22 protein-coding genes are annotated in these 22,956 nt (G+C 72.5%); 18 read left to right on the top strand and 4 right to left on the bottom strand.

Going from position 1 to position 22,956, the window contains the following annotated elements:
* Positions 1 to 52: 52 nt before the first annotated feature.
* Complete coding sequence (locus ABGB01_RS06345) at positions 53 to 1,090, bottom strand: MHYT domain-containing protein (RefSeq protein WP_347771208.1); 1,038 nt, start codon at positions 1,088 to 1,090, stop codon at positions 53 to 55.
* A 113-nt stretch (positions 1,091 to 1,203) separates the two neighbouring features.
* Between ABGB01_RS06345 and ABGB01_RS06340 the strand changes: the two genes are divergently transcribed.
* The 3 genes from ABGB01_RS06340 to thiI all read left to right on the top strand — a co-directional run bounded on the left by ABGB01_RS06340 (position 1,204) and on the right by thiI (position 4,291).
* Positions 1,204 to 2,310 carry a DUF5931 domain-containing protein gene (locus ABGB01_RS06340; protein WP_347771206.1) on the top strand — a complete coding sequence of 369 codons (1,107 nt, stop codon included), beginning with the start codon at positions 1,204 to 1,206 and terminating at the stop codon, positions 2,308 to 2,310.
* A gap of 81 nt (positions 2,311 to 2,391) precedes the next feature.
* Positions 2,392 to 3,033: a response regulator transcription factor gene (locus ABGB01_RS06335; RefSeq protein WP_347771204.1), complete on the top strand. Its 642-nt coding sequence runs from the start codon at positions 2,392 to 2,394 to the stop codon at positions 3,031 to 3,033.
* 61 nt (positions 3,034 to 3,094) lie between these two features.
* A complete protein-coding gene (gene thiI, locus ABGB01_RS06330) occupies positions 3,095 to 4,291 on the top strand; it encodes a tRNA uracil 4-sulfurtransferase ThiI (protein ID WP_347771202.1) in 1,197 nt (398 codons plus the stop codon).
* A 124-nt stretch (positions 4,292 to 4,415) separates the two neighbouring features.
* Here thiI and aroF read toward each other — a convergent pair whose 3' ends face one another.
* Complete coding sequence (aroF, locus tag ABGB01_RS06325) at positions 4,416 to 5,447, bottom strand: 3-deoxy-7-phosphoheptulonate synthase (protein ID WP_347771200.1); 1,032 nt, start codon at positions 5,445 to 5,447, stop codon at positions 4,416 to 4,418.
* 238 nt (positions 5,448 to 5,685) lie between these two features.
* Here aroF and ABGB01_RS06320 point away from each other — a divergent pair, with 238 nt between their 5' ends.
* From ABGB01_RS06320 to ABGB01_RS06300, 5 genes are all read left to right on the top strand, one after another.
* Positions 5,686 to 6,282, top strand: coding sequence for a molybdopterin-dependent oxidoreductase (locus ABGB01_RS06320; protein ID WP_347771198.1), 597 nt, complete (start codon positions 5,686 to 5,688; stop codon positions 6,280 to 6,282).
* A 65-nt stretch (positions 6,283 to 6,347) separates the two neighbouring features.
* On the top strand, positions 6,348 to 7,502 hold the full coding sequence (locus ABGB01_RS06315; protein ID WP_347771196.1) for a histidine kinase: 1,155 nt from the start codon (positions 6,348 to 6,350) through the stop codon (positions 7,500 to 7,502).
* A 69-nt stretch (positions 7,503 to 7,571) separates the two neighbouring features.
* Positions 7,572 to 8,312 (top strand): LytTR family DNA-binding domain-containing protein, encoded by a 741-nt coding sequence (locus ABGB01_RS06310; protein ID WP_347771194.1) that lies wholly within the window; start codon positions 7,572 to 7,574, stop codon positions 8,310 to 8,312.
* A 22-nt stretch (positions 8,313 to 8,334) separates the two neighbouring features.
* Positions 8,335 to 8,634: a hypothetical protein gene (locus ABGB01_RS06305; protein ID WP_347771192.1), complete on the top strand. Its 300-nt coding sequence runs from the start codon at positions 8,335 to 8,337 to the stop codon at positions 8,632 to 8,634.
* Positions 8,631 to 10,124 carry a cation acetate symporter gene (locus ABGB01_RS06300; protein WP_347771190.1) on the top strand — a complete coding sequence of 498 codons (1,494 nt, stop codon included), beginning with the start codon at positions 8,631 to 8,633 and terminating at the stop codon, positions 10,122 to 10,124. Before ABGB01_RS06305 ends, ABGB01_RS06300 begins: the two co-directional genes overlap by 4 nt.
* 429 nt (positions 10,125 to 10,553) lie before the next feature.
* On the opposite strand, the gene ABGB01_RS06295 is transcribed toward ABGB01_RS06300, so the two are convergent.
* Positions 10,554 to 11,393 (bottom strand): deoxyribonuclease IV, encoded by an 840-nt coding sequence (locus ABGB01_RS06295; RefSeq protein WP_347771188.1) that lies wholly within the window; start codon positions 11,391 to 11,393, stop codon positions 10,554 to 10,556.
* Between the two features lie 236 nt (positions 11,394 to 11,629).
* On the opposite strand from ABGB01_RS06295, the gene ABGB01_RS06290 reads away from it, so the two are divergent.
* From ABGB01_RS06290 to alc, 10 genes are all read left to right on the top strand, one after another.
* Positions 11,630 to 12,571 (top strand): NADP-dependent oxidoreductase, encoded by a 942-nt coding sequence (locus ABGB01_RS06290; protein WP_347771186.1) that lies wholly within the window; start codon positions 11,630 to 11,632, stop codon positions 12,569 to 12,571.
* A gap of 108 nt (positions 12,572 to 12,679) precedes the next feature.
* Positions 12,680 to 13,189 carry a 2-oxo-4-hydroxy-4-carboxy-5-ureidoimidazoline decarboxylase gene (uraD, locus tag ABGB01_RS06285; protein ID WP_347771184.1) on the top strand — a complete coding sequence of 170 codons (510 nt, stop codon included), beginning with the start codon at positions 12,680 to 12,682 and terminating at the stop codon, positions 13,187 to 13,189.
* Positions 13,186 to 13,485 (top strand): hydroxyisourate hydrolase, encoded by a 300-nt coding sequence (gene uraH / locus ABGB01_RS06280; protein WP_347771182.1) that lies wholly within the window; start codon positions 13,186 to 13,188, stop codon positions 13,483 to 13,485. Before uraD ends, uraH begins: the two co-directional genes overlap by 4 nt.
* Positions 13,486 to 14,346, top strand: a complete 861-nt coding sequence (gene pucL, locus ABGB01_RS06275; RefSeq protein ID WP_347771180.1) for a factor-independent urate hydroxylase — start codon at positions 13,486 to 13,488, stop codon at positions 14,344 to 14,346. It abuts the gene before it with no gap.
* Between the two features lie 6 nt (positions 14,347 to 14,352).
* Positions 14,353 to 15,213, top strand: a complete 861-nt coding sequence (locus ABGB01_RS06270) for an FAD binding domain-containing protein (RefSeq protein WP_347642674.1) — start codon at positions 14,353 to 14,355, stop codon at positions 15,211 to 15,213.
* The gene (locus ABGB01_RS06265) at positions 15,213 to 15,683 is read left to right on the top strand and encodes a (2Fe-2S)-binding protein (RefSeq protein ID WP_347771178.1); all 471 of its coding nucleotides are present in this window, start codon (positions 15,213 to 15,215) and stop codon (positions 15,681 to 15,683) included. Before ABGB01_RS06270 ends, ABGB01_RS06265 begins: the two co-directional genes overlap by 1 nt.
* Before the next feature lie 41 nt (positions 15,684 to 15,724).
* Positions 15,725 to 17,104 carry an 8-oxoguanine deaminase gene (locus ABGB01_RS06260; protein ID WP_347771263.1) on the top strand — a complete coding sequence of 460 codons (1,380 nt, stop codon included), beginning with the start codon at positions 15,725 to 15,727 and terminating at the stop codon, positions 17,102 to 17,104.
* Positions 17,105 to 17,318: 214 nt separating this feature from the next.
* Positions 17,319 to 18,563: a glycerate kinase gene (locus tag ABGB01_RS06255; protein ID WP_347771176.1), complete on the top strand. Its 1,245-nt coding sequence runs from the start codon at positions 17,319 to 17,321 to the stop codon at positions 18,561 to 18,563.
* Positions 18,560 to 19,870: an allantoinase AllB gene (gene allB, locus ABGB01_RS06250; RefSeq protein ID WP_347771174.1), complete on the top strand. Its 1,311-nt coding sequence runs from the start codon at positions 18,560 to 18,562 to the stop codon at positions 19,868 to 19,870. Before ABGB01_RS06255 ends, allB begins: the two co-directional genes overlap by 4 nt.
* Positions 19,871 to 20,845, top strand: coding sequence for an allantoicase (gene alc, locus ABGB01_RS06245; RefSeq protein WP_347771172.1), 975 nt, complete (start codon positions 19,871 to 19,873; stop codon positions 20,843 to 20,845).
* Positions 20,846 to 20,914: 69 nt separating this feature from the next.
* Here the strand turns inward: alc and pknB are convergent, their stop codons facing one another.
* Positions 20,915 to 22,819 (bottom strand): Stk1 family PASTA domain-containing Ser/Thr kinase, encoded by a 1,905-nt coding sequence (pknB, locus tag ABGB01_RS06240; RefSeq protein ID WP_347771170.1) that lies wholly within the window; start codon positions 22,817 to 22,819, stop codon positions 20,915 to 20,917.
* Positions 22,820 to 22,956: the final 137 nt, after the last annotated feature.

Below are 22,956 nucleotides of genomic sequence, written 5' to 3'. Positions count from 1 at the left end.
ATCCCTCGCGTACCGATAAGGGAGTATGGGCGGGTGATCGTCGGCCGCGCAACTACCGTCTGCGCGAGCGCGACGGCTGCCTGCGCGACGGCTGCCTGCGCGGAGCCTCGGCCTGGCCGCCGGGCGCCGGCATGGGCGAGGGATCGGCCTGCGGGGCGGGCGCCTGAGGATAGGGCCCCTGGGGCATCTGAGGGCGGGACCCCTGGGGGAAGGGGGCCTGGGGGAAGGGAGCCTGGGGGGTGGGAGCCGCCAGCGGCATCGGCGCGGGCGCGACACCGGGCGAGGGGTAGGTGAGCTGCTGCTGTTGCTGCGCGGTGCGCCGGCGCAACTCCAGCTTGGCGAGGAGCTCCGCGTCCTCGTGCAGTTCCTCCTCCGACGGCGAGAGGATCACCATGAGGAGCATGGTCAGGGTGATCAGGCTGATCACGGTCATGAGGGGCACGAGGAAGTCGAGCGCGTCGGCGCCGGTGATCACGCCGGGCTGCGAATCGACCGTGACGTGCATCGCGTACATGCCGGTGTAGTGCATACCGGACACGGCCACGCCCATGACCAGGGCGGCGCCGGTGATCCAGATGGGCTTCCTGACACGGAGGGTGAACCACAGCGCCGCCGTCGCGGCCACCACGGCGATGACCACGGAGATCGCCACGGTGACGCGGTCGTAGGAGACCTGGGCGGACATGTTCATCGCGTACATGCCCAGGTAGTGCATGGAGGCCACCCCGAGCCCCGTCAGCAGGCCCCCGCCGAGGAGCGCCAGGAGGCGGCCGCGGCCGTAGGAGACGAGGAACAGGCCGGTGCCCACGACGATGATGGCGACGGCCGCGGAGGCCGCGGTGAGCCACACGTCGTACTTGATCTGGGTGCCCTCCACCTGGAAGCCCATCATGCCGATGAAGTGCATCACCCAGACGCCCGTGCCGCCGATGGAGATGGCCGCGCCGAGCAGCCACCGCACCTTGGAACCCCCGCGCGAGGCGTGGGCCTGCGCGGTGAGACGCAGGCCGAGCATTGACCCGATGCACGACATCACGTAGGCCAGCAGCGGCGTGAGCGGCCCATAGGTGAAATGATTCACAGCGGTCATCTATCGCGTTCCTTGCATTAGGGGTCCCCGGATTCTGCCATCGGGAATGTCCCTTACGCATGGATATCGCAACTATCTGTCAACTTGTTATGTCGGAAACATGAGAAAGGCTCATGGCTATCGAAGGGCCGTTCTGGCGGGCGATCGCCGTCTTCCGCGTCGCGTCTCTGGTCTACGCGATCGTGCTGATGGCCCAGCACCGCGGCTACGAGCAGCCGGTCCTCGGCTGGCTGGTGATCGGCGTGATGGTGCTCTGGACCGCCGGGGCGACGCTCGCCTACTCCGCCGCAGCGCTGCGCCGGTGGCCGTTGCTCGTGACCGACCTGCTCGTGGTGCTGGCCTGCCTGCTGGCCTCGCCGTACGTCCAGGGCGCCGAGCAGGGCGAGGCGGGCACGACGCCCGTCCCCGCGACCTGGGTCGCCGGGCCCGTGCTCGCCTGGGCCGTGCACGGCGGCCGGCGCGCGGGAGCGGTGGCGGCGCTCGCCATGGCGGCGGGCGACCTGTGGCTGCGCGTGCGCGCCCCCGACGTGCCCATCCTGATCAACGGCGCGGTCCTGCTCTTCCTGTCGGGCGTCGTGGTCGGCCACGTGGCCCGGCTCGCCAAGGAGGCCGAGGAGCGCATGCAGCGGGCCGTCGAGATGGAGGCCGCCCAGCGCGAGCGCGACCGCCTGGCCCGCGACATCCACGACTCGGTCCTGCAGGTGCTCGCCCTGGTGCACCGGCGCGGGCAGCGGCTCGGCGGCGAGGCGGCCGAGCTCGGCCGCCTCGCCGGTGAGCAGGAGTCCGCCTTACGCCGCCTCGTCGCCGACCGGCCCGGCGAGACCGGCGAGCCGGGCTCCGCCGACCTGCGCACCCTCCTGCTGCGGCACGCCTCGTCCCAGGTGACGGTCTCCACCCCGGCCACGCCGCTGGTCCTGCCCGCGCCGGTGGCGGAGCAGGCGGTGGCCGCCGTCGGGGCGGCCCTGGACAACGTCAGGGCGCACTGCGGCCCGTCGGCGCGCGCCTGGGTGCTGGCGGAGCCGGGTGAGGGCACGGTGACGCTCAGCGTGCGGGACGACGGGCCGGGCATCCCGGAAGGGCGGCTGGACGAGGCGCTGGCCGAGGGGCGCATGGGGGTCGCCCGCTCCATCCGCGGCCGGGTGGCCGACCTGGGCGGTGACGTCTCGATCGTCAGCGTCCCCGGGCAGGGCACCGAGGTCGAGATCAGCCTCCCCGCGTGACCCCGCCCCCCGCGACGACGATCCCGGCCCTGCTTCGCCGCGGCCGGAGTGCGGGGCGCGGCCGGCGTTAGAGTTGCGGGCATGGTGCGGGTCATGGTGGTGGACGACCATCCCATGTGGCGTGACGGGATCTCGAGAGATCTGGCCGAGGCCGGCTACGACGTCGTGGCCACCGTGGGGGAGGGGCGGCAGGCGGTCAGGGTGGCCGGCGCGGTCCGGCCCGACCTCGTGGTGCTCGATCTGCGGCTGCCCGACATGCCGGGCCACGAGGTGGCCGCCGGGTTGTCCGGGCTGGAGCCGCCGCCGCGCGTGCTGGTGTTGTCGGCCAGCGCCGAGCAGGACGACGTGCTGGAGGCGATCAAGGCGGGCGCGTCCGGATATTTGGTGAAATCGGCGAGCCGGGAGGAGTTCCTCGACGCCGTACGCAGGACGGCCGAGGGCGACGCCGTGTTCACGCCCGGGCTGGCCGGGCTCCTGCTCGGCGAATACCGGCGGCTGGCCGCGCAGCCCGCGCCCGCCGAGGGCCCGCGCCTCACCGAGCGCGAGACGCAGGTGCTCCGGCTGGTCGCCAAGGGGTTGTCGTACAAACAGATCGCCGAGCGGCTGGTGGTCTCGCACCGCACCGTGCAGAACCACGTCCAGAACACCCTCGGCAAGCTCCAGCTGCACAACAGGGTGGAGCTGGTGCGATATGCGATCGAGCGCGGCCTCGACGCGGACTAAACTCGGGGGCGCGCGACGTTGGCACCAACACGCCTTTTCCCCATTTCCCGGAGGTTCCACCATGACGATGGCTGCCCTGGGCGAGCCGTGCGTGCTGCTCAAGCTGGGCGAGATCGTCCTCAAGGGCAAGAACCGCGAGCTGTTCGAACGCCGCCTGATCGGCAACATCCGCGACGCGCTCCAGCCGCTCGGGATCAAGGTCGACGTGCGCAGGCGGCACGGCGTGATCGCGATCTTCCTCCCCCAGGGCGCCACCGCCGAGGAGGCCGGGGCCGTGGCCGAGCGGGTCGCCGACGTGCCGGGGCTGGTGTGGATCCACCGGGCCTGGCGGGTCGCGAAAGACCCGGAAACGGTGCTGAAGGCCGGTCTCGAGCTCGTCGGGGAGAGCGAGGAGGCCAAGCGCGGCGCCCGCTTCGCGGTCCGCTCGCGCCGCCGCGACAAACGTTTCCCGCTGCGCTCCAACGAACTCGACCGCATGGTGGGCGGCGCCATCAACGACGAATACCGCTTGCCCGTCGACCTGAAGAACCCCGAGCTGACGGTGTTCATCGAGGTCGACAGGGACGAGGTGTTCGTCTTCACCGACGGCATCCCCGGCCAGGGCGGCCTGCCGGTCGGCAGCAGCGGGCGGGCGCTGGTGCTGATGTCGGGCGGCATCGACTCGCCGGTGGCGGCCTACCGGATGATGCGGCGCGGCCTGCACGTCGACTTCCTGCACTTCTCCGGCATCCCGTTCACCACCTCCGAGTCGATCTACAAGGCGTACGCGCTGGTGCGGAAGCTCGACAGGTTCCAGGGCGGCTCGCGGTTGTGGGTGGTGCCGTTCGGCAAGGCACAGCAGTCGATCCGCACCTCCGGCCAGGACCGCCTGGCCGTGATCGCGCAGCGGCGGCTCATGCTCAAGACGGCCGAAGAGGTCGCCCACCGCATCCGCGCCGCCGCGCTGATCACCGGTGACGCGCTCGGGCAGGTCTCCTCGCAGACCCTGACCAACATCACGGCCCAGGACAACGCGGTCGAGCTGCCGATCCTGCGGCCGCTGGTGGGCTGGGACAAAACCGAGATCATGGCGGAGGCCCGGCGCATCGGCACGCTGGAGATCTCGGAGCTGCCCGACGAGGACTGCTGCTCCCTGCTGGCGCCCAAGCGCGCCGAGACCCGGGCCAAGATCGACGACCTGAAGCAGATCGAGAAGCGGCTCGACGCCGAGGAGTTGTGCGTGCAACTGGCCGATTCGATCCAGGAGTACACGCTCTAGGGCGGTCCCGCACGGCCGGCGCCCTGATCCACCCCCCGGCGGGCAGGTGGATCAGGGCGGTCGTCACCGGGACGAGCGGGACGGCGAACGACAGAAACGCCTGGGCAGAGGGTGCAAGGCCAGGTCAGGCGGCGACCGCGGCCGCGGTCGACTTGCCGAGCAGCGCGGGGAAGTCCGTCATGACCTGGGCCAGCTCACCCAGGTCGGCGTCGACGAGCGCCTGCGGGCCGTCGCAGAGCGCCTGCTCGGGCTGCGGGTGCACGTCGATGATCACGCCGTCGGCTCCCACCGCGATGGCCGCGCGGGTCAGCGGCAGCACCAGGTCACGCCGGCCGCCGGAGTGCGACGGGTCGATGATCACCGGCAGGTGCGACAGCCGCTGCGCCACCGGGACCGCCGAGACGTCGAGCGTGTTGCGCGTCGCCGTCTCGAACGTCCTGATGCCCCGCTCGCACAGCACGATGTCCAGGTTGCCGCGTTGCGCGATGTACTCGGCGGCCATCAGCCACTCCTCGATCGTGGCGTTCATGCCGCGCTTGAGCATCACCGGCCGTCCGGTCGCGCCGACCGCCCGCAGCAGCGCGAAGTTCTGCGCGTTACGGGTGCCGACCTGCAACATGTCGGCGTACGACGCCACCAGCTCGACGTCCTGGGCGTCCACGACCTCCGTCACGATCGGCAGCCCGGTCTCCTCGCGCACGTCGGCCAGGATCCGCAGGCCCGCCTCGCCCAGCCCCTGGAACGCGTACGGCGACGTGCGCGGCTTGAACGCCCCGCCCCGCAGCAGCACCGCTCCCGCCGACTGCGCCATCCTGGCCGCGTCCAAGGTCTGCTGGTGCGTCTCCACCGCGCACGGCCCCGCGATCAGCGTCACGGTGTCGGGGCCGATCGGCACGCCGCCCACGTGGACCGTGGAGCGTTCCGGATGGTTCTCCCTGCTGACCAGCTTGTACGGCGTCGTCACCCGCATCACGTCGCGCACCCCCGGCATGCCGCGCAGGCCGGCCGCGTCGAGCTGGGTGACGTCGCCGACCAGGCCGACGATGGTGCGGCGCACGCCCTTGCTGATGAAAGCCTCGACCCCGGCCGCCTGGACGACCGACACGATCGACCTGAGATCGTCCGGCGTGGCCTCCGGGCCCATCACGATCACCATCTGCTTCTCCTTCTGCCTGAAAACACGAAAGGCCCCGGGTCCACGTGGACCCGGGGCCTTTCGTTCGCCTGTCTGCTAGCGCAGCGTCAGATGGCGAACGGACTCGGGTCCGTCGCCATACCAAAACCAGAACGCTGTGCGCATAGACCCCAATCGTAGCGCACCGCACCCGGCCGCGAGCCATCGGCGGTCCGATGGCAGGATGGCCCAAGACGCGAGACCGGTGAGGGGAGTGATCGTGGAGGAGTCGCGCCTGCCTCCAGGCCAGTACGTCCCGCGCGGCAGACCCGTGATCCACTACGGCAGGGTCCCCACGTTCAAGCCCGAGAGCTGGGACTTCCGCGTGTTCGGGGCCACCGCCACCGGCGAGGAGCACCGTTACACCTGGGAGGAGTTCGAGCGGCTGCCCCGCACGACCCGGCTCGCCGACTTCCACTGCGTCACCAAGTTCTCGCTCATGGCCAACGAGTGGCGCGGCGTCGCCCCCGCCACCATCATCGGCGCCTTCCCGCCCGACCCCGGCGTGCGCCACGTGATGATCTGGGCCGAGTACGGCTACAGCGCCAACCTGCGGATGTCCGACTTCACCGCCCCCGACACGCTGTTCGCCATGGAGCTCGACGAGAAACCGCTCAGCCCTGACCGCGGCCACCCGCTGCGGATCGTGGTGCCCCACCTCTACGCGTGGAAGAGCGTCAAATGGGTGCGCGGCATCGAATATCTCCTCGAAGATCGCCGGGGTTTCTGGGAGGAGCGCGGCTACCACAACCTCGCCGACCCCTGGCGCGAACAGCGCTACTCCTACCAGGAAGAACCCGGCGAGGGCCCGCCGTAGCGCAAGGACGGTCTCACTGCGGGTTTGGCCCCGGACACGGCGCGTTGTTGGCTACGGTGGCCCGCATGCTGACTGGCGTGGCGCTGCTCCTGCTGGCCTTCGCCGCCGGTTACGGGCTGGCCAGGGCGCGGTCGTGCCGCGACGTGCTGCCGCAGGGCCGCAGATCGGACGAGGCGACGTTCACCACGTTGCACATCGCCGCGCTCGCCGCCCCCGCCCTGCGCGCGGGGCTCAGCCGCGACTGCGCGCGCAAGGCCGTCCGGCACCTGCGCACGCTGCTCGGCACCCACGCCGTCGCGATCACCTCGGCCGAGGCGGTGCTGGCCTGGGACGGCCCGGCCGCGGACGAGCCGCGCGACGGCGACGTGCTCGCCCACGCCCGCGCCACGCTGGCCGCCGGCCGGGCCCAGGTGTTCCCCGGCGAGCCGTACGCGGCGGTGGTGGTGCCGCTGACCGTGGACGGCGCGGTCGTGGGCACGCTGGCGGCCCACGACGACGAGGTCAGCGCCGCGCTCGTGCGCACCGTCACCGAGGTCGGCCGCTGGGTCTCCGGCCAGCTGGAGCTGGCCGACCTGGACGCCTCACGGCAGCGCGCGCTGGAGGCCGAGATGCGCGCGCTGCGCGCTCAGATCTCGCCGCACTTCATCTACAACGCGCTCACGACGATCGCCTCGTTCGTCCGGACGAACCCCAGGCGCGCCCGCGAGCTCCTGCTCGACTTCGCCGACTTCGCCCGCTACGCCCTGCGCAGGGCCAACGACTTCACCACCCTCGCCGACGAGCTGACGTGCGTCGACCGCTACCTGCTGCTGGAGCGCGCCCGCTTCGGCGACAAGCTGCGCTTCACCGTGCAGGTGGCTCCGGAGGTGCTGCCGGTGCCCGTACCGTTCCTGTGCCTGCAACCGCTGGTCGAGAACGCCATCAAGCACGGCATGCGCGGCGACGGCGGCGCCGCGGGGGAGGTGCGGGTCGTGGTGCGCGACGCGGGCCCCGAGGCTCACATCACCGTCGAGGACGACGGCGCGGGGATGGATCCCGAGTGCGCGCGGCGCATGCTCGACGACGAACCCGCCCGCGAGGGCGGCGGCATCGGGCTGGCGAACGTGGACCTCAGGATGCGCCAGATCTACGGCGACGGCTATGGACTCGTCGTGGAGACCGCGCTGGGCGCCGGCACCAAGGTGCGGTTGCGCGTGCCGAAGACACAACTTGGCTCATAGTAGTCAATTCATTACGCTAAGCTGGCTTGCCCCTTGTGGCCTCTGCTTTTCTACGGCAGCGTGGTGGACATGCTGAGAGTTCTGGCCGTCGACGACGAAGTGCCGGCTCTGGAGGAGCTCGCCTACTTGTTGCGCCAGGACGACCGGATCGAGCAGGTCGCGACCGCGGCCGACGGCGTCACGGCGCTGCAGGACATGGTGCAGATGATCGGCGCGGGCGAGCGGCTCGACGGCGTCTTCCTCGACATCCGGATGCCCGGGCTCGACGGGCTCGACCTCGCCCGGCTCGTCGGCGGCTTCCCCAGCCCGCCCCGGCTGGTCTTCGTGACGGCCCACGAGGAGTGCGCGGTGCAGGCGTTCGAGCTGGAGGCGGTCGACTACCTGCTGAAGCCGGTCAGGGCCGAGCGGCTGGCCGAGGCGGTGCGCAGGCTGGAGGCCGCCACCTCGCCCGCCGCCGAGCAGGGCCAGGATGACGTGATCCCCGTCGAGCTGGGCGGGCGCACCCGCTTCGTGCCCCAGCAGGCCGTCTGGTTCGCCGAGGCCAAGGGCGACTACGTACGCCTGCACACCGTCGACGGCAGCTATCTCGTGCGCATGTCGCTGGCCGCGCTGGAACGGCGCTGGTCGGAGGCCGGGTTCATCCGCATCCACCGCAGCACGCTGGTGTCGGCCAAGCACGTCAGCGAGCTCAGGTTCGAGGGCGGGCGGGTGTCGCTCACCGTCGGCACCGAGACGCTGCAGGTCAGCAGGCGGCACAGCCGCCAGGTCCGCGAACAGCTCGTACGCCAGCACAGGGGCGTGATCTCGTGACGGTCGGCGGAGGAGTGGTCCGGTGACGGCGGCGCGCCGTGTCGTCGTCTCGCGCCGGCCGGTCGCCCTCGGGCGCGGCCGGCGGCGCGTCGATGAACACGGCAGGCAGGTCCCGCCCGACGTGCCGGCCATCGTGGGGCGCCAGTTACGGCAGGCCATGCTGACGGTGGCCGCCGTCGCCGGAGTGCTGGCGGGCGTCCCCGTCATCGCCATCTGGGTGCCCGCCCCCGAGGTCTGGGTGGCGCTCTCGCTGGCCGCCCAGGCCGCCTGGGTGGGGCTGGCCGTGGTGCAACTGAGACGGGCGGAGCGGCTGGAGAAATGACCGTCGCGGTGCTCACCGGGATCGCCTTCGTCGTCGTACTGGGCGTGATGGTGGGCGCCGCGCGGCCGCGCCGCTCCAGCGGCCTGGCCGACTTCCACGTGGCGGCCAGGGAGGTGCCGCCCTGGTGGAACGGCGCCGCGATCTCCTCCGAGGTCACCTCGGCGGCGGCCTGTCTCGGCACCGCGGGCCTCATCGCCACGCATGGCGGGCCGATGTTGTGGTATCCGGTCGGGGCCGCCGCCGGCTTCGTCGTCATCCTGGCCCTGGTCGTGGCGCCGCTGCGGCGCTCGGGGACGTACACGCTGCCCGACTTCGCCGGATGGCGGCTCCGCTCGGCCCGGCTGCGCCCCTTCACCACCTGTTTCCTCCTGGTCATCGGGCTGGCGTTCATGGTCGCCCAGCTGCACGCCGCCGGGATCGTGGTGCGGGTGCTGACCGGGCTGCCGCCGTGGCTGGGCTGGGCGGCCGTCGGGGCGGCGACGCTGGGCGTGGCGGTCGCGGGCGGCCTGGGGAGCGTGACGAGCCTGCAGGCCTCGCAGTTCTGGCTGAAGCTGGTCGTCTTCCTGGGCGTCGGGGTCATCTGCTGGTGGATGTCGGGCGCGCGGCCGATCACCCTGTTCGAGGGCTCCTACCGGGCCGGGGTCGCCGGGCTGGCGGGGGCCGGCGACCCGTCGCTGCCCGGTGTGCTGGCGGTGCTGCTGGCGTGCGCGCTGGGCACGATGGGGCTGCCGCACGTGATCGTCCGCGTCTTCACCAACAGGGACGCCCGCGCGGCCAGGCGGTCGATCGTGGCGGCCCAGGTGATGCTGGCGGTGTTCGGCGTGGTCCCGCCGTTGTACGGGGTGCTGGGGCACCGGCACGCGCGTGACGCGGCGGCGGACGAGATCGTGCTCCTGCTGCCCGCCAGGATGTTGCCTGGTGCCGCCGGAGAGGTGCTCACCGGGGTGCTGGCCGCCGGGGCGTTCGCGGCGCTCCTCGCGACCATGGTGGGCGTGCTGGTGGCCGTCGGGGGCGCGGTGTCGTCGTGCGTGCCGCCGGCCGGCGCGCGTTCCTTCCGTGCCGCCGTGACCGCGGTGCTGCTGGCGGCGCTCGCCCTGACCGCGGCCAGCACCCCGCGGGAATCGGTGGCGTTGGTGGTGGTCGGCTTCACCCTCTCCGCCGCCACGTTCTGCCCGATGCTGGTGCTCGGCATCTGGTGGCGGCGGCTGACGGACGCGGGGGTGGCGGCGGGGTTCGCCGTGGGAGGGGGCGTGACCGCCGTGCTCGTGCTGAGCGAGCAGGCGGGCGTGCGTGCGGGGGAGCCGGCGTCCTATCCCGCGCTGGTCGCGGTGCCGGTGGCGTTCGCGGCCATGGTCATGACGTCCCTGGTCACGCCGGGCCGGGTGCCGAGCGGGGTGGGGTGGATGATGGCCAGGATGCACGTGCCCGAGCCGGGCGCGGGCCCCCCAGACTGCCGCTCATCGCAGCCCGGTGACCGCTCGTCGCATTAGCACTCTCCGTATGGCGATGACTACAGACCGTTCGACGAGCTGTCCGTAAACGGGGTTTCGCCCGCATGATCGCGACCGTAGTGTTTCGGCATCGGATAGCCACCCCGGCGCATCGGGGGGACGGGCCGCAGGGCTCACAGCAGATCCGATGCGCCGGATTCACCGGCGACCGCGCAGGTCGCCGCGGCGGCCGGGCCCTGACCGGGGGGTAGGGCCCGCCACGCCGTTCCGTGAGGGGGGCGCCCGCTGAGGCCGCGAAAGCCGGCCCCGCGATCCGGGCCACGGGGGCTCCGGATCACGCGAGCGGGCGTCCCTATCACGTTGTGCGACCCGGTTACGGTTGTGTCCGGCTGTCACCGGTGGCCGCACCCCCGCGCGACGGGGCTCGCCTTGCCCGTGCCGGCTCGCGTACGCGCCGCGGTGCGGCGCTCAGCCGTCGCGCAGCTGCTTGAGCAGGGCGATGTCCTCGGCGTGCTTGGGCGCCTTGCCCGGCGTCTCGATGCAGATCGGCACGCCCGCCACCGCCGGGTGCCGCATCAGCTCGGCGAACGGCCGCGCGCCGATGAGGCCGGCCCCGATGTTCTCGTGGCGGTCCTTCTTGGCGCCACAGGCGTCCTTCGAGTCGTTGGCGTGGATCAGCTTGAGCCGCCCGGGAGCGATCGTGTGCAGGGCGTCGAACATCTCCCGCACCCCGCCCTCTGCCGCGAGGTCGTGACCGGCGGCGAAGGCGTGGCAGGTGTCGAGGCAGATGCCGGCCCGCGGATGCCAGTCGAGGGCCGCGAGGTAGGGCTCGATGTCCTGGACCGTGGCGCACAGCATGGCGCCCTGGCCCGCCATCGGCTCGAGCAGCAGGTCGGGCCCGCCGTCGGGGAGCTCGTCGAGCAGCGGCAGCAGGTTTTCCCGGGTCTGGCGCAGCGCGTCGTCGCGGGGCTGCGTCACGGCCGAACCCGTGTGCACCACGACCCCCTTGGCGCCGGTCGCCACGCCGCGGCGCAGCGTGTGGCGCACGATCGCGATGGAGTTGGCCAGGGTCTCGGGACTGGGCGAGCCGAAGTTGGCGAGATAGGGCACGTGGATGAACGTGTCGACGCCCGACTCCGCCAGCTGGGCGTCCTGCTCGGGCTTGCCCTCGGTGAGCGCCCACCCTCGCGGGTTGGTGACGAACACCTGGATCATCTCGGCACCGATCTCCGCCATGTATTTCAGGCCGCCCGTCGCGAGGCCGCCCGTCACGGACACGTGTCCGCCGATCAGGGATTTCAGGGTCATGATGACCGCCAGTGTAGGCGCAGTGGCGGACACTTCCCGTCCGCCACCGCGCCGGGCCGGTGAGGTGGACAGGAAGACCGCCCGGTGAGGCGGCCCGGTGAGGCGGCCCGGTGAGGCGGCCCGGTGAGGCGGCCCGCACAAAGGTTGCTCCAAGAGGCCGGCCTGTCCCCTTTGGCGGGCACGCGGGCGGGTAACGCCTCTTTCGTTCGCCAACGCAGCCCAGACGGGGAGAGCCCATGCGTGCCATCGCCATTTCCGCCTTCGGAGCCCGGCCGGAGCTCGTCGAGCTGCCAGAGCCCGTGCCAGGACCCGGCGAGCTGCTGGTCCGCCTGCTGGCCGCGGCCTACAACCCGGTCGACACGAAGATCGCGAGCGGCGCCATGACGGGGTTGTCGCCCAGGTTCCCGCTCATCATGGGGCAGGACGCCGCCGGCGTCGTGGAGGCCGTCGGGGCCGAGGTCACCGCGTACGGGCGCGGTGACGAGGTCTACGGCCGCTTCAGCGACCCCGCCCGCGGCCTCGGCGGCTACGCCGAGTACGGCGTGGTGGCCCAGGACGGGCCCGTCGCCCGCATGCCCAAGGGATTGCTGCCCGAGCAGGCCGCGGCCGTGCCCACGGCGAGCGCGACCGCGTACGCCCTGGTCGAGACGGCTGAACTGGCCGAGGGTCAGAGCGTGTTGATCGTCGGAGCGACGGGCGGCGTGGGCCAGGCGGCCACCCAGCTCGCCGCCCTGCGCCGCGCGTACGTCATCGCCACCGCCGCGCCGGACGCGGAGGACCTCATGCGCGACCTGGGCGCCAACGAGACGGTCGACCACACCAGGGGAGACGTGCCCGGGCAGGTGCTCGCCGCCTGGCCCGGCGGGATCGACGCGGTGTTCGACCTGGCCACCCCGGCCGGCGCCGTCGACGCCATGGCGGGCGTGCTGCGCCCCGGCGGCGTGATCTGCAGCGTCATCCACGCGCTCGACCCTGACGCCCTGGCCTTGAGAGGGCTGCGCGGCGTCAACGTGATCAACCGGGTCACCCCGGAGGTCCTGACGCGCCTGGCCGAGCTGATCGACGGCGGCGAGCTGCGCGTGCGGGTCGAGTCGCTGGTGCCGCTGGAGCGGGCGCCGGCCGCGCTGCGCGACATCGCCGCAGGCCACGCCAGGGGCAAGACCGTGATCACGATCTGATCCTGACCCGGGACTTGGAGCATGACACAAAAGTCCCGGCCATCAGGGCGGCCGGTTCGGAGTTCTCGCGGATGGACCGGGCACGTAGCGCATGTGTGTACTTCAGACATGCCCGACACGCTCACCGCGCTCGACGCCTTCAACGCGCGGCCGCCCGACGAGGCCGAGCGCGACCTGCTCGCCTGCTGCTCCTGCCGCGCCTTCGCCGCGAAGGTCGCGGGCCTGCGACCGTACCGCGGCCTCGGCGAGCTGCTCGCCGCCGCGGACGCGGCCGTGCGAGACCTGGAGTGGTCCGGCGTGCTGGAGGCGCTGAGCGCGCACCCGAGGATCGGCGAGCGGGCGGCCGGCACCGGCACGGAGGCGGCCTGGTCGCGGCAGGAGCAGTCAGGGGTCGACGACGCGTCGCGCGCGGCCCTGGCGGAGGGCAACCGGGCCTACGAGGAGCGTTTCGGGCACGTCTACCTTGTCTGCGCCACCGGTCTCGACGGCGCCGAGCTGCTGGCCAAGCTCACGTCCCGGCTGCGCAACGACGAGGAGACCGAGCGCGACGTCGTACGCGCCGAGCTGGCCGCGATCACGCGGGTGCGGCTGCGCAAGCTCATCGAGGAGGGGAGATGAGCTTCTCCACGCACGTGCTGAACGCGGTCACCGGGCTGCCCGCCGAGGGCGTCCGCGTACGCCTGGAGCACGGCGGAAGCGTCCTGGCCGAGGGGCGGACCGACGCCGACGGCCGGATCAAGGGCTGGGAGCCGAGAACCGGGGTGCACCGCGTCGTCTTCGACACCGGCGGCTACCTGCCCGAGACGTTCTATCCCGAGGTCGTCATCACCTTCAACGTGACCGATCCCGGCCGGCACCACCACGTGCCTTTGCTGCTCAGCCCGTACGCCTACTCCACCTACCGAGGGAGTTAGATGGCCGTCAAGCTCGGGCCCAACCGCTACGGCAAGGCGGAGACGCGGCTCGTCCACGTCGTCAAGGACGGCCCCGTGCACCACATCAAGGACGTCAACGTCAGCACGTCCCTGTCGGGCGACATGGAAGCCGTCCACCTGACCGGCGACAACGCCGCCGTGCTGCCGACCGACACGCAGAAGAACACCGTGTACGCGTTCGCGAGGAAATACGGCGTCGGCCAGATCGAGGAGTTCGCCCTCCTGCTGGCCGGGCACTTCGCGGGGTCGCAACCCTCGATCCACCACGCCAGGGTGGAGATCGAGGAGTACGCCTGGCGCCGCGAGGGGCCGCACTCGTTCGCGCGCGAGGGCGGCGAGGTGCGCACCTGCGTCGTCCACCGCGACCGCGACGGCCGCGCCACCGTGGTGTCCGGGCTCAAGGACCTGGTGCTGCTCAACTCGACGGGGTCGGAGTTCCACGGCTACATCGCCGACGAGTACACCACGCTGCCGCCCGCCACCGACCGTGTCCTCGCCACCGCCGTCGAGGCACGGTGGCGGCACGCCGGCGACACCCCCTCCTACGGCTCGTCGTACGAGCGGGTGCGTCGATGCCTGGTCGAGGCGTTCGCGGACACGCACAGCCGCTCGCTCCAGCAGACCCTGTACGCCATGGGCGAGCGGGCGCTGACCACCTGCGAGGAGATCTGCGAGGTCAGGCTGTCCCTGCCGAACAAGCACCACTTCGCCGTCGACCTGTCGCCGTTCGGCCTGGACAACGACAACGAGATCTTCTTCGCCGCCGACCGCCCGTACGGCCTGATCGAGGGCAGTGTGCTGCGCGAGGACGCGCTCGACGCCGGATTCGCCTGGGAGTAGACACCGATGGACTTCTTGCGCCCCACGACGTGGGAGGAGGCGCTGGCCGCCAAGGCGGACCGGCCCGACGCGGTGCCCATCCAGGGCGGCACCGACGTGATGGTCGAGCTCAACTTCGACGTGCGCAGGCCCGCCGCGCTGCTCGACCTCGGCCAGGTGGCCGAGCTGCGCGCGTGGGGCATGGAGGGCGGCGCCTGCCGGGTCGGGGCGGGGGTGCCGTACACGACGATCATCGAGGAGCTGGGCGGGCCGCTGCCGGGGCTCGCGCAGGCCTCGCGCACGGTCGGCTCGCCGCAGATCCGCAACCGCGGATCCGTCGGCGGCAACCTCGGCGCGGCCTCTCCCGCGGGCGACAGCCATCCGCCGCTGCTCGCCGCCGACGCGGTGGTCGAGGTGGAGTCGCGGGACCGGGGCGTCAGGATGATCCCCGCCACCGCGTTCTACCTCGGGGTCAAGCGCAGCGCGCTCGAACCGGACGAGCTCATCAGGGCCGTGCACGTCAGGCCGGCCACGGGCCCCCAATACTTCTCCAAGGTCGGCACCCGCAACGCCATGGTGATCGCGGTGTGCTCGTTCGCGGTCGCGCTGCGCCCCGAGGAGCGGCGGGTCGGCACGGGGCTCGGGTCGGCGGCGCCCACGCCGCGGCGGGCGTACGAGGCCGAGGAGCTGCTGGCGCGGGAGCTCGACTGGCAGGCGCCGCTCGACCCGGCGCTGCTCAGGAGGTTCGGCGAGCTGTGCGCGGCTGCCGCCGCGCCGATCGACGACGTCCGCGGCACCGCCGCCTACCGCGTGCACGCCATCGGGGTGATGGCCCGCCGCACGCTCACGTGGGCCTGGAACGACCACCTGGGAAGGAGGGCCGCCTGATGCGCGTCACCTTCACCGTCAACGGCCGCGAGGAGAGCGCCGACAACGTGTGGGAGGGAGAGAGCCTGCTGTACGTGCTGCGCGAGCGTATCGGCCTGCCCGGCTCCAAGAACGCCTGCGAGCAGGGCGAATGCGGCTCGTGCACGGTCTATCTCGACGGCGTCCCGGTCTGCTCGTGCCTGGTCGCCGCCGGCCAGGCCGAGGGGCGGCAGGTGCGCACCGTCGAGGGGCTGGCCGAGGGGGACCGGCTCGACCCGGTGCAGGAGGCGTTCGCGGAGTGCGGCGCGGTGCAGTGCGGCTTCTGCACGCCGGGGCTGATCGTGCAGGCGCACGACCTGATCGCGCGCGTCGAGCGGCCGTCGGACGCGGAGATCAGGGAGGCGCTGGCGGGTAACCTCTGCCGGTGCACGGGCTACGAGAAGATCCTCGACGCGGTACGGCTGGCCGCGCGGCGGAAGGTGGCCACGTGAACGGCCCGCGCACCGGCTCGGCGTCCGGACCCGCCATCGTGATCGAGAACGTGCACGTCGCGCCGGTCACCGGCCCCGAGATCCCATCCGGATACCTCAGGATCGAGGGGGATCGCATCGCCGCGCTGGGCGCCGGGCCCGCGCCCGCCGCCCCGGGGGCGACCCGGATCGACGGCTCCGGCTGCCTGGCCACGCCCGGCCTGGTCAACACCCACCACCATCTCTACCAGTGGGCCTCGCAAGGGCTCGCGCAGGACGCCACGCTGTTCGAGTGGCTGGTCGCGCTCTATCCGGTGTGGGCCGCCATGGACGCCGAGGTGGTCAAGGGGGCCGCCGCCGCCGGGCTGGGCTGGCTGGCGCTGTCGGGCTGCACCACCTCCAGCGACCACCACTACCTCTTCCCCAAGGGGAGGGGCGATCTGTTCGCGGCGGGCATCGAGGCCGCCCGCGAGATCGGCCTCAGGTTCCACCCGGCGCGCGGCTCCATGGACATGGGCGAGTCGAAGGGCGGGCTGCCGCCGGACGTCGTGGTCGAGGAGCTCGACGAGGTCCTGACCGCCACGGCCGAGGCCGTCGACGCCCACCACGACCCGTCGCCCTCCTCGATGGTGCGGGTCGCGGTGGGGCCGTGCTCGCCGTTCTCGGCCAGTGCCGAGCTGATGACGGAGTCGGCGGCGCTGGCCAGGTCCAAGGGCGTTCGCCTGCACACCCACATCGCCGAGACCCTGGACGAGGACGACCACTGCCTGGAGCAGTTCGGGACGCGGCCCGTCGACTACATGGAGAAGCTGGGCTGGCTCGGGCCCGACGTGTGGTTCGCGCACACCGTGCACCTGAGCGACGCCGACATCGGCAAGCTAGCCGCCACCGGCACCGGCTCCGCCCACTGCCCCTCCTCCAACGGCCGGCTCGGGGCGGGCATCGCCCGCGTGTCCGAGATGTTGCGCCGCGGCATGAACGTGGGCCTCGGCGTGGACGGCAGCGCCTCCTCCGAGCTGACCCCGCTGGCCGGGGAGATGCGGCAGGCGCTGCTGTTCCAGCGGGCCCGGTACGGTCCCCGTGCGCTCACGGCCCGGCAGGCCCTGGAGCTGGCCACGCTGGGCGGCGCCCGCAACCTGGGCCGCGCGGACGAGCTCGGCTCGCTCGAGCCGGGCAAGCTGGCCGACGTCGTCCTGTGGCCGGTCGGGTCCTTCGCCGCCGCCGTCGCCGACCCGGTGTGCGCGCTGGTCTTCGGGCCCGCGCCGCCGCCGGCCCTGGTGCTGGTCGGCGGGCGCACCGTGGTGGCCGGCGGGGAGCTGAGGACCGTCTCCCAGGACGCGGCAGGGCGTGCGGGCGCCGCCGCCCGACGGCGGCTGGTGCGGCTGGCGGAGGAGCGCGGCGTGCGCCCGGCGAGGCACGTCCACGAAGGCTTCACGGCGTGAGCGGCAGCTTCTCCGCTGGGCCGACTCGACCAGAACGGGCCGTTACTCCCTGGAGGAGTTCATCAGAGTGGTTTCTTAGGGACGGTCCGGCACGCGCCCGCCGATCGCCCGGGCAGCGTATGGGGTGAACGGCCCGGGATGTGATGATGATGAGTCACGCCTTCCTGCCCGCTCGCACCGGGCAGGAAGGCGTGTCAGGCCATTGTTCACCATCATGTGGGAGTTCGTTGTGGTTCAGCCCGTTCTGGTCGCTCCGGACAAGTTCAAGGGGTCGCTGACGGCGGCGGAGGTAGCCTCCCGGGTGTCGGCCGGGCTCGGCGTTCCCACGGTGGAGCTGCCGGTCGCCGACGGTGGCGACGGCACCGTCGACGCCGCCGTGGCCGGCGGCTTCACGCGGGTCACGATCGAGGTGACCGGCCCCACGGGTGAGCGGATCCCCGCCTCGTACGCCTGGCAGGCGGCCGGCACGGCCGTGGTCGAGCTGGCGGAGGCGTCCGGGCTGCGCCGGCTGCCCGGCGGGCGCGAGCCCCTGACCGCCACCAGCTACGGCACGGGCGAGCTGGTCGCCGACGCCGTACGCCGCGGCGCCAAGCGGGTGGTCCTGGGGCTGGGCGGCAGCGCGTGCACCGACGGGGGAGCGGGCATGGTGCAGGCCCTCGGTGCGCGCCTGCTCGACGCCGGCGGCGACGAGCTCCCCCGGGGCGGGGCCGCGCTCAAAGAGCTCGCCCGCATCGACATGTCCGGTTTCCTCGACGTGTCGGGCGTGGAGTTCGTGGTGGCGAGCGACGTGGACAACCCGCTCCTCGGCCCGCACGGCGCGGCCGCCGTCTACGGGCCGCAGAAGGGCGCGACCCCCGACGACGTCAAGATCCTGGAAGGCTCCCTGTCCCGGCTGGCGGCGGTGGCGACCGCCACCCATGGGCTCGTAGGCGCCGTCGAGCGCAGGAGCTCGGGACGAGAGAGCGAGGAACGAGCCGAAGAGGAGCGAAGCGGGCGCGACCATGAACACGAGCATGACGACACCCCGCGGGCCATGGGGGTGGCCGGAGCGCCGGGGGCGGGCGCGGCCGGCGGGGTGGGGTTCGCGGCGCTGGCGTTCCTGCACGCGGAGCTGCGGCCCGGCATCGACTACCTGCTCGGCCTGCTCGGGTTCGGCGAGCTGGCGGGGAACGCGCGGCTGGTGATCACGGGCGAGGGATCGCTGGACGAGCAGTCGCTGCGCGGCAAGGCACCGATCGGCGTGGCCCAGGCCGCGGCCAGGGCGGGGGTCCCCGTCGTCGCCGTCTGCGGCCGCCGTACTCTCTCCGACGACGAGCTGAAGGCGGCGGGCATCGAGGCCGCCTACGCCCTGACCGACCTGGAGCCCGACGAGGACCGTTGCATGACCGAGGCCGGTCCGCTGCTCGAACGCCTCGCCGCCCGGCTCGCCGCCGACCATCTCCAGGGAGGCGCCGGATGACCGGGTTCGACCTCGTCGTACGATCCCGCAGGACCGTCACCCCCGAGGGCGAGCGGGCGGCCGCGGTGGCCGTGCGCGGGGAGAAGATCGTCGCCCTGTACGACCACGCGGCACCGCTCGACGCCGCCGAGGACATCGACCTGCGCGACCTGGCCCTGCTCCCCGGCCTGGTCGACACGCACGTGCACGTCAACGAGCCGGGACGCGCCCACTGGGAGGGGTTCGCCTCGGCGACCCGGGCGGCCGCCGCCGGAGGCGTCACCACGATCATGGACATGCCGCTCAACTCGCTCCCGCCCACCGTGAACGTCGGGGCCTTCGAGGCCAAGCTGCGCGCCGCCGCCGGCCAGTGCCGGGTGGACGTCGGGTTCTGGGGCGGGGCCGTGCCGGGCAACGTCAAGGATCTGGCGCCGCTGCGCGAGCGCGGGGTGCGCGGCTTCAAGTGCTTCATGTCGCCGTCGGGCGTGGAGGAGTTCCCGCCGCTCGGCCTCTCCGAGGCGCGGCAGGCTCTGGAGGAGATCGCCGGGTTCGGCGGGGTGATGGTGGTGCACGCCGAGGATCCGGCGCTGCTCGGCGAGCCGTCCGGCCCGACGTACCGGGAGTTCCTGGACTCGCGGCCGGACAAGGCGGAGCGCAGCGCCGTCGAGCAGGTCGTCCGGCTGGCCGGGGAGACCGGGGCCAGGGTGCACATCCTGCACGTCTCGAGCGCCGCCTGCCTGGACGTCCTGGAGGAGGCCCGGGCCCGCGGAGCGGCCGTCACGGCGGAGACCTGCCCGCACTACCTGACGCTGGCCGCCGAGCAGGTGCCCGAGGGGGAGACCGCGTACAAGTGCTGCCCGCCCATCCGCTCGGAGGCCAACCGCGACCTGCTGTGGGACGGCCTGAGAAGGGGCGTGCTGAGCTGCGTCGTGTCCGACCACTCGCCGTCGCCCGCCGAGCTGAAGGCGCCCGACTTCGCCGCCGCCTGGGGCGGCATCGCCTCGCTCCAGCTCGGGCTGCGCGCGGTGTGGACGGAGGCGTCGCGCAGGGGGTTCGGGCTGGCGGACGTGGTCCGCTGGATGTCAGCCAATCCCGCCGCAATGGCTGAAATATCGGAAAAAGGGGGCATCAAGCCGGGCAATGATGCCGACCTGGTGGCCTTCGACCCGGCCGCCACCGGCCCGGTCGACGCCGCCCTCCTGCACCACAGGCACCCCGTCACCCCCTACCACGGCCGCACCCTCAAGGGAGCCGTCCTGACCACCTGGCTGCGCGGCAGGCCGGTGGACGGCGAGCCCTGCGGACGGCTTCTGCTGGGAGAGCAGTAGATGTCACACCCCGACACGCCGCCCGGCCCGAACCTGCCCGATCTTGCCCTGCCCGATCTTGCTGGGCGCACCCTCGGCGGCTCCGTGATGGCGGCGAGCGACGAGTCGTTCGCCGAGAAGGAGAGCCTGATCAGGCCGGGCCGTCCGGGCTTCCAGGCCGAGACCTTCGGCAACAAGGGGCAGGTCTACGACGGGTGGGAGACCCGGCGCAGGCGCGAGCCCGGCCACGACTGGGCCCTCGTCCGTCTGGGCGTCCCCGGCGTCATCCGCGCCGTGGTGATCGACACGGCCTGGTTCAAGGGCAACTACCCGCCGTACGCCTCCGTCGAGGCCGCCGCCGTCGACGGCCATCCGTCCCCGGACGAACTGCTGGCCGCCCCATGGACCGAGATCGTGCCGAAGGCCGGGCTGAAGGGCGACGCCGAACACCGCTTCCAGGTCGCCGGCGAAACCCGCTACACGCACGTCCGCCTGAACATCCACCCCGACGGGGGCGTCGCCCGCCTGCGCGTACACGGCGAAGCCCGCCCCGACCTGTCCCTCTACGACGGCCTCGGCCTCGACCTGGCCGCCCTGGCCAACGGCGGCCTGGTCACCGCCTGCTCCAACGACTTCTACTCCGCCCCCAACAACGTCATCGCCCCCGGCCTGGCCCGCCACCAGGCGGAGGGCTGGGAGACCGCGCGCCGCCGGGACGAGGGCAACGACTGGCTGGTGATCCGGCTGGCCGGCCGCGGCATCGTCAGGCTGGCCGAGATCGACACCACGAACCTGCTGTTCAACGCGCCCGGCGCGGTCGCGCTCACCGGGATCGACGGGGAGCGCGAGGTCGAGATGCTGCCCAGGACCAGGCTCCAGCCCGACACCCCGCACCGCTTCCGGCTCCACCACCCCGGCCCGGTCACCCACGTCAGGGTCGACGTCTACCCGGACGGCGGTCTGGCAAGGGTCCGCCTCCACGGCCACCTGTCCTGACCGCGCCCGAGCGTGCCGGTGGGCAGGGGTGTGGGCCGGGGCCGGCGGGACGCGGCGGCCCCGGCGCGCTCACTGCCAGAGGTAGACCGTGCTCCCCGACGGGCGTTCGCTGTTGGGCAGCGGCCGCTGGTATTTCACCACGCCGGCGTTGACCAGCCGCTGCACCCGTACCTGGAAGCCCAGGGCCTGTAACTCGGACCTGGCGTCCCTGAGCTCCTTGCCGAGCACCCCCGGCACCACGCGGAGATGCCGGTCGTCGCGGCCCTCGCCGTCGCGGTCGCCGAACCAGTCCCAGAAGTCCGTCTGGCACCGCGCCACCGTGATCATGACCTGGGCGCCCTTGTCGACCTCTGCCTTCGCCTTGGGCTCCTGGGCGATGACCGTGCACGGCTCGGCGTCGTCGTCGACCTCGTTGACCTGCACCTGGAAACCCTGCCCGCTGAGATGGCCGGCGGCCTCGTCCTTCGGCATGCCGCCCACGTCGGGCATGACCAGCCCGGCGCTGACGAAGATGTCGACCTTGGTGCCTTCCTTCACCTTCTCGCCGACCTGCGGCGAGGTGCGGATCACCTTGTCGCGCTCGACCTCCTGGTTGGCCAGGCGTTTGACCGAGTCGACGGTCAGCCCCGCGTCGGCGAGGGCCACGCGGGCGTCGTTGCCGGTCATCCCGGCCACGTTGGGCACGATGACACGCTTGGGACCGAGCGAGGGCACCAGCGTGATCGTGTCGCCGTTGTCGAGCTCGGTCTTGGCCACCGGGTCGGTGCGCAGGACCAAGCCGGCGGCCACCTTCTCGTCGTGCATGCCGTCGGCCTTGCGGACCACGAGGCCGAGCGCGGTGGCGTTCTTCTCCGCGATCGCCATGTCCTTCCCGACCAGGTCGGGGACGATGACGGGGGCGGACTGCGAGAAGTACCAGCCGGTCAGCCCCACCGCGACCGCCATCACGGCGGCCAGCGCCACCAGGAACCAGTTGGGCCGGAACGCGCGCCGTTGAGGCACCTCCGCCCGCGGCTGGATCAGCGTGTGCCCGGGAGCGGCCTGCGGGCGCGACCGCGCGGCGGAGCCGGCGCCCTGCTGGTGGGCGCGCGGGGGCACCGGGCCGCTCACGGGCTGGCCGGTCATCCGCGGCAACATGCGGTGCGCGTCGACGGCCGCCACCAGCATCGCGGTGGCGTCCGCGGGACGGTCGCCCGGCTCGCGGGCCGTCGCGTGCGCCACCAGCGTGTCGATCAGCGGCGGCACGTCGTGGACGAACGACGACGGCGCCGGCACGGTGTCATGGACGTGCCGGTAGGCCACCGACATCGGCGTCTCGCCGTCATACGGCTGCTGCCCGGTCACCAGCTCGAACAGCATGATGCCGGCTGCGTAGACGTCGCTGCGCACGTCGGCGCCGCCCGTGGTGACCTGCTCGGGCGACATGTAGCCGATCGTGCCGATCATCACGCCGGTGCGGGTCTGGTTGGTCGCCTCGATGGCCCTGGCCAGGCCGAAGTCGACGACCTTGACCCGGCCGTCGTCGGTCATGAGGACGTTTTCCGGCTTCACGTCGCGGTGGACCAGGCCCGCCTGGTGGGCCGCGCCGAGCGCGGCCAGCACCGGGATCATGATCTCGAGGGCCTCGCGGGCCGGCAGCCGGCCGCGGTCGCGCAGGATGTCGCGCAGCGTCCGGCCTGGCACGTATTCCATCGACAGGTAGACCACGTCGGTGTCGGTGCCCTGGTCGAAAACGTGCACTATGTTGGGATGGGAAAGACTGGCCACCGACTTGGCCTCGCCGATGAACCTCCGGACGAACGCCGGGTCCTCGGCGAGTGAGCGGTGCATGACCTTCAGCGCGACCGTCCGGTCGAGCCGGATGTCCAGCGCGAGGTAGACGGTCGCCATACCGCCCCGGGCGATCCGGCTCTCGATGCGGTAGCGCCCATCGAGGAGCCGCCCGACCAGGGGGTCCGCAGTCGTCGTATCCACCCCGCTGAGTTTACGGGCGTTTTGCCACTGACAGGGCCCGGCCGCCCGAAACCGATGCGGAGACGTTCTCGTTCGTACGCCCTTCGTCCCGGGGAAGCGGACATAGCCTCACCGGCGTCACGCCCTTACCGGTCGGC

It is taken from the genome of Nonomuraea sp. B5E05, assembly GCF_039880665.1.
In the GTDB taxonomy this organism is placed as follows: Bacteria; Actinomycetota; Actinomycetes; order Streptosporangiales; family Streptosporangiaceae; genus Nonomuraea.
The sequence above is the reverse complement of the archived record's forward strand: the minus strand, read 5'-3'. Positions and strand labels throughout refer to the sequence as shown.